The sequence below is a fragment of the Actinomyces succiniciruminis genome, from assembly GCF_900002405.1.
Lineage (GTDB): Bacteria > Actinomycetota > Actinomycetes > Actinomycetales > Actinomycetaceae > Actinomyces > Actinomyces succiniciruminis.
Window position 1 is genome coordinate 1 of the sequence record NZ_LK995500.1, and the last position, 6352, is coordinate 6352.

Annotated in this window: 4 protein-coding genes and 1 pseudogene; all 5 read left to right on the forward strand. The window is 65.1% G+C overall.

Features of this window, described 5'->3' with window-relative positions; genetic code table 11:
- The first annotated feature begins 86 nt into the window (after positions 1-86).
- Positions 87-1412, forward strand: a complete 1326-nt coding sequence (locus BN1056_RS07375) for a TrbL/VirB6 family protein (RefSeq protein ID WP_210580116.1) — start codon at positions 87-89, stop codon at positions 1410-1412.
- Positions 1409-2926 carry an SCO6880 family protein gene (locus tag BN1056_RS07380; protein ID WP_210580118.1) on the forward strand — a complete coding sequence of 506 codons (1518 nt, stop codon included), beginning with the start codon at positions 1409-1411 and terminating at the stop codon, positions 2924-2926. Before BN1056_RS07375 ends, BN1056_RS07380 begins: the two co-directional genes overlap by 4 nt.
- A gap of 1 nt (position 2927) precedes the next feature.
- Positions 2928-4436 carry an ATP/GTP-binding protein gene (locus BN1056_RS07385; RefSeq protein WP_210580119.1) on the forward strand — a complete coding sequence of 503 codons (1509 nt, stop codon included), beginning with the start codon at positions 2928-2930 and terminating at the stop codon, positions 4434-4436.
- The gene (locus tag BN1056_RS07390; RefSeq protein WP_244671574.1) at positions 4433-6151 is read left to right on the forward strand and encodes a type IV secretory system conjugative DNA transfer family protein; all 1719 of its coding nucleotides are present in this window, start codon (positions 4433-4435) and stop codon (positions 6149-6151) included. Before BN1056_RS07385 ends, BN1056_RS07390 begins: the two co-directional genes overlap by 4 nt.
- A pseudogene (locus BN1056_RS07395) lies at positions 6148-6352 on the forward strand (hypothetical protein); the annotation flags it as partial. The gene BN1056_RS07390 and the pseudogene BN1056_RS07395, both read left to right, overlap by 4 nt.

The following is a 6352-nucleotide window of genomic DNA, read 5'->3' on the forward strand; positions in this document are numbered from 1 at the left end:
GGCCAAGAGCAGATAGAGGGAACGGTCTACAGCGCCGGATACGAAGACTGGGGCGTGTGAAGTAACCATTTGGAGGAGGTGAGACTATGGCTGATTGTGAATGGTATCAGCTGACTTGCCATCTCGGCTCAGGTGTCTCTGACGTCGTGTCGACCGTTTCAACGAACGTTGTCAAGGCGTGGGGTGATGCGGTGCTGGAGGGCATGGACAAAGTACTCGTAACCTTGGGTACGTTTTGGGTCGACGTGCCGACTCCGGACGTGTCATCAACCGGCTCGGTGACTGTGTGGAGCCAGTCGATTACCAGGTGGCTCGTACTCGTCCTGGCGGCGTTCGCGCTCCTGTCTGCCTGCGTCATGCTGATATGGCAGCAGCGTGGCGAAACGGTCAAGAACATAGCGTCCGGGCTGCTGAAGCTCATTATTGTCTCTGCTGCCTCGGTGACTGTGGGGCAGTCTCTTGTTGATGCGAGTGATGCGACCGCATCATGGACATTGGAGCAGGCCACTGGTGAAGCCGGCGGGAATTTCGCGGCGAAGCTGATGACGATTTCCACCGTTAGTGTCAGTTCATTAACGCTGATCGTGGTGATTGTAGTGGGCCTGATCGGCCTGATTGCGAATCTGGTGCAGATTGGGATGATGTTCGTTCGTTCGGCGATGCTTGTTCTGCTGCTGTCGATGATCCCGATGGCGGCGGCAGCCACGATGACTGAATGGGGTCAGCAGTGGCTGAAGAAGATGATCGGCTGGTTCATGGCTTTTGTTGCCCTGAAGCCGACGGCGGCACTGATCTATGCGATCGCTATCAAGCTCGTAGAGGGCAATTCGTATGACATTACGGATGATGGTGAGCTGCTGAACTTCATCCTCGGCGTCATGATGATGATTCTTGCCGCCTTCGCGCTGCCAACGTTGGTGGCTTTCGTGCTGCCGGCGGTGGGCGCTATGGGCAGCGCCGGTGCTGGCGCCGCCGCGGGGGCTGCGGTGGGCGCCTTGGCGACGGGCGCTATGTCGCTGTCTCGAGGTGACGGAGGAGGCAGCGGTGCCAGTGGCCCGCCGCCGGATGCTGCCAGCGACGCGGATACCAGCACGGCGAGCACGGGCACGAATGAGTCGACAGGCAGCGATCAGGCGCCGGCGTCCGGTGGTACTGGCGGTGTAGACACGGAGGGCCCGGCAGGTGGCGCGGATGCCGCTTCGGGCAGCGCTGCTGGCGGAGAGTCAGGAATGGCCGCTGCGGGTGAAGGCGCTGGTGGCGCTGGCTCGGCCGCAGTCGGTGCTGGGGCAGCGGCTGCGAGCGGCGGCGTGCTTGCAGCTGTGCAGGTCGCGGCGAAGGGAGTAGAGGCAGCATCGGACGCCGCTAATTCCGCAGCGGACGATGCGACCGGGGCAGGGGAGGTCGCAAGGTGAGCACCGACGATACTGCTGCGCCGAAGGTCTACACGTACGGGGGCTGGAGGCTCCCCGCCCAGGGTGGTCTTGGCAAGTGGTCGCTCGGGCAGACGATCGGTCTGCTGGCGGCAGCGTTTGGTGGCGTGTTGGTCAACTGGTGGCTCGGACTGGCCTGGGCGATCGTGTATTTCGCGCTGCTAGCAGGCACAGCAGTTGCGTTATCGATCAAAGATAAGCACGGGCTCAGTATCACTGATAAAAGGAGGGAGCGCAGGATGTGGCGCAAGGCAAGGAGACGGCAGGCGAATATCTTTCGTAATGGCGTGTTGAGTGTGAACAAGAAGGCGTCTGGGCGGTGTGCGCTGCCAGGAGTCCTTGGGCGTCTGCGTATCAGCGAGCACACGGACGCATACCGGCGCCCGTTCGCGGTCCTGCACCACGGTGACGGCCGCCTGAGCGTGGTGATGAGCCTCGGGCCGGCTGGGATAGCCCTGGTGGATAAAGAGACGGTTGACCGTCATGTCGCGCTGTGGGGCCTTTGGCTGTCTGACCTGTCTGATGAGACGGGCATCGTGGACGCCTCGGTGACGGTGGAGACGGCACCGGACTCGGGCGACGTGCTGCGTCGTGAGTCCCAGTCACAGCGCAGCAGGGAGGCACCGGAGATTGCAGCGGCGGTCATTGAGGGCGTTGTCAACCGGGCGGGCGCCGCTGGCGCCCGGATCCGGACCTGGGCGACGATCTCGTTTGATCCAGCGCTCATGAGCAGTGAGTCACGGGGGAGGACGGAGCGGGCGATCCGGGACATCGCGAGCCGGCTGCCTGGGCTGACCCAGACACTCGCTGCTGCAGGCGCGGGGTCGGTGCACCTGATGACCGTGGACGAGCTGACACAGCTGGTCAGGTGCGCTTACGACCCTGAGGCTGAGGCACTCTTCGACGCTGCAGCTGCCCAGGGGCACCAGGTGGACCTGGACTGGTCGGAGGCTGGACCGATCTCCCAGGACGCCGAATGGGACTACGTGCGCCACGACTCGGGTCTGTCGCGGTCTTGGGTGATGACGCGCGCACCGCGCGGCACGGTGCAGTCCAGCGTGCTGCGGCGACTACTCGATGTCTCCCGTGACATCGCGCGCAAGCGCGTCACGATCATGTACAAGCCAATGGACTCAGCCAAGGCCCCCGACGTCGTCGAGCGAGACGTCGACAAGGCGGCCAACAAGCGGCGCACTGCTACGCGGCCGACGGCGAGAATGGATCGTGACCTGGCGCAGGCGCGCAAGACCTCGGAGGAGGAGGCCTCCGGCGCCTCAATCCTGGACTTCGGGCTCGTCATGACCGCAACGGTCGTCGATGACGGCCAGAGCGACCCCCATGCTCAGCTCGCCGACGCGAGCTCGGCCATGGAGAGCCTGGCCGGCTCATCACGGCTCACGGTCCGCACCGCATACGGGGCGCAGGACTCGGCTTTTGCGCTGACGTTGCCGCTGGGGCTCACCCCGCAGCGGCAGTCATTGATTGGGGGCTGGTGACATGAGTACGTTCGACAGCATCGTTGGCGGGCTGTCGCGGATCCTGGGCATGGAGCCCGCAGCCTCGTCAGACCTCGATGCCCCGACCGGTCCAGGCTCGGGAAGCACGGGCATCAGGCCGCGTGTCGACCTGTGGAGGGGCACGTCGCGGCAGGTGTGCGGGCTGTGGCCGCTTGCGGTCGGAGGCGCGGCACCGATGGTTGGCGTGCCGCTCGGCCGCGTGATCGACGGCCCGGGCATGCTGTGCGCCGACCACATCTCGTGGTTTGAGCGTGGTTTGGTCTCAGCGCCGTCAGCCATGGTGTTGGGGCTTAATGGCCTGGGGAAGTCGTCGCTCGTGCGCAGGATCGTGCTGGGACACGCATACCAGGGCATCCATTCAATGGTCCTGGGTGATATCAAGCCGGACTATGTGGACGTCGTCCGCGCCATGGGCGGGCAGGTGATCGAGATCGGCCACGGCAAGTCCGGCGTCAACCCTCTGGATCCTGGCAACGTCGACGAGGCAGCGCGGCTGCTGGCGGACCACCCTAAGGAGCGGGCCGCGCTGCTCGCTGCGGCGCACGAGCGGACGAAGACGATGGTGCTGAGCCTGCTGCAGATCATCCGCCGGGATCCGCCCTCCAACCGCGAGGAGATCATCATTGATGAGGCGATCGCCATCCTGGAGGATCGTGGCGGGAAACCGGTGCTGGCCGACCTGCTGGAGCTGATCAGGCAGGCCCCCGAGCGGCTGCGGCTGGCGGCCATGGACCGCGGTAGCGACTCCAGGTACCGGGAGATCACTGAGGAGCTGGAGGTGTCGCTGATGGCGCTCCTGTCGGGGCGTTGGGGCGGCATCTTCGCCGCCGAGACCACCACGCCGATGATGATGGACCGCAGCGTGGTCTTTGACGTGTCGGCGCTGATCAACGTCTCCTCCGACTTGCAGGCAGCGGTGCTGCTCGCGACTTGGTCGTACGGGTTCGGAACCGTCGAGATCGCCCAGGCACTGGCCGACGCCGGGGTCGCGCCCAGGCGCCGCTACAGCCTCATCATGGATGAGCTGTGGAGGATCATGGAGGCGTCCTCCGGCATGGTTGAGCGCATCGACTCCCTGACCCGGCTGAATCGGACGATCGGCATCGGGCAGATGATGATCACGCACTCCATGGCCGACTTCGCGTCATTGTCTACCGAGGCTGACCGGACGAAGGCGCGCGGCTTTGTGGAGCGGTCGAAGATGCTCTTTCTCGGTGGCTTGCCGGCGCGGGAGATGCCGCTGCTGCGCGGAGTGATGCCGTTCTCTGACGCCGAACAAGAGCTGCTGAGCTCGTGGAATGCGCCGGCCACATTTGACGCCCACACGGGTCGCTCGGGCACACCGATCGGGATGGGCAAGTTTCTGCTGAAAACCTCCGGCGCGCCGGGCATTCCGTTCCAGGTGCAGTTCGCGCCCGCGGAGCGGCCCGTGAACATCACCAGCGGCCGCTGGAGGGTCAGCCACGAGACCAGGAGGACAGCATCGTGAGTATCCGCGACGAGATGCGCAACTGGGAGGGGTCCACCGTCGCCGCGCTGGTACTTAGCGTTGCGGTGATTGTGGCGGTGACCGTGCTGATGACGGGGCTGCACTTGTGGGCGGTGTTCACGGGGCATGCGGTGTCATGGAACCCGTGGCAGGTAGTTGCGGACTTCATGGCGGGTCGTCTGGAGATGACTGCCTCCGTGTGGGTGTGTGTGGCCGTGGTGGCGGTTGCGGGGCTGGCTGTGGTGCTGCTGGTGCGCCGTATCTTCGCTGGCCCGCGGCGGGGCCAGCGTCGGAGCCGTGCAGACAAGGCGGCGGGCCTGACTGGCAGGCCGAAAGACACTCAGGCACTGAGCATGCAGTCAGCTGAAGCGAAGGCGAAGCGGCTGGGCGTGCAGTCGGATTGGGTTGGTTTGCCGATCGGGCGGGCGGTGATCGCCGGCCGACGATGGCTTGTGTCCAGCCTGGAGGATGTTTGCCTGATCATTGCCGGCCCGCGAACGGGTAAGACGACCTGTTGGGTGGTGCCGCGCATCCTCGGCGCAAGGGGAGCGGTGCTGGCAACGTCCAACAAGCGGGACATTGTTGATGAGACGATTGAGGCTCGCCGGCGGATGGGTGACGTGCTCGTCTTCGACCCCCAGCAGCTGACCAATACTCAACAGGCATTCTGGTGGAACCCGCTCTCCTACGTGACCGACTCCGTTTCGGCATCGGCGCTCACGCAAGTGTTCGTTGACGCCACGACCGACGTGAACGCCCAGAAGTCCGCGTATTTCGACTCCGCGGCTCGTGATTTGGTGTCTGCGCTGCTGTTGGCGGCCGCGAGGGACGGCCGGCCGATCACGGACCTGCACGGCTGGTTGACGAATCAGACTGACAGGGAGCCGGTGCGGATCCTGCGGCGTGTGGGTGAGGACATGACTGCCGACACGCTTGAGGGCGCGATGAATCTGGTGTCTGAGACCAGGTCGGGCGTGTACGGCTCGGCGTCGACGATCATGTCGTGGCTCCTTAATGAGCAGGCGATGCGTTGGGTGACACCGCACCCCTTTCTTCCGAAGTTCGACCCGTCTGAGTTCGTGCGCAGTACGGGTACGCTCTACTGTCTGTCGCAGGAGGGGCGCGGGTCGGCGGCGCCTGTGGTGACTGCTTTGACGGTTGCGGTCACGGAGGCCGCCGTGGCCGAAGCGAAAAAGCAGTCGAGCGGCCGGCTGCCAGCGCCGATGCTCATTGAATTGGATGAGGCCGCCAACGTGTGCCGCTGGTCGGAGCTGCCGAACATGTACAGCCACTTCGGCAGCCGAGGGATCGTGGTGGACACGGTCCTGCAGTCCTGGTCGCAGGGCGTCGCCGCCTGGGGCGAGCCGGGGATGAAGAAGCTCTGGAGCGCGGCGAATGCCGCGGTCTACGGCGGGGGTGTGAAGGAGAAGAGTTTTCTCCAGGATTTGTCGGACATGATCGGCGTCCATTGGGTGGACTCGGTGCAGGTGTCGCACTCCTCGCAGGGCACGTCGAGGTCGACGAGCCGGGCTTCGCAACAGCGGCCGATCGCCACTGTCGCGGAGCTGCAGGGCCTGCCGGCCGGGCGGGCGTGGGTGCTCGCCTCCGGGTCCACAGCCGTGCTGGCCGAGCTGGTGCCGTTCTGGGAACCCCACCCGGACGCACTGATGCAGCGTCCCAAAGCCAAAGAAACAACTAAGAAAGGAGAACAATGATGTCGGAGCAGGCGGTAATGAGCCAGGTGTCGGGCGAGCTGACCGCGGTGTTCCGTGCGGCAGCACAGCTGGGGCGGTACCTGGCGGACCGGCGTCGGGAGGCGCTGCGGCAGGCGCAGCTCGCCTCAGAGCGCCAGCAGCGCGCCGTCCAGGCGGCGATCGAGTCAGAGAGGAGGCTTGCCGAGCCGGTCTACCGGCGGG

What these genes read in the sequence shown, in the direction of transcription:
- BN1056_RS07375 (WP_210580116.1), top strand. Translation starts at nt 87, where the DNA reads ATGGCTGATTGTGAATGGTATCAGCTGACTTGCCATCTCGGCTCAGGT.
- BN1056_RS07385 (WP_210580119.1), top strand. Translation starts at nt 2,928, where the DNA reads ATGAGTACGTTCGACAGCATCGTTGGCGGGCTGTCGCGGATCCTGGGC.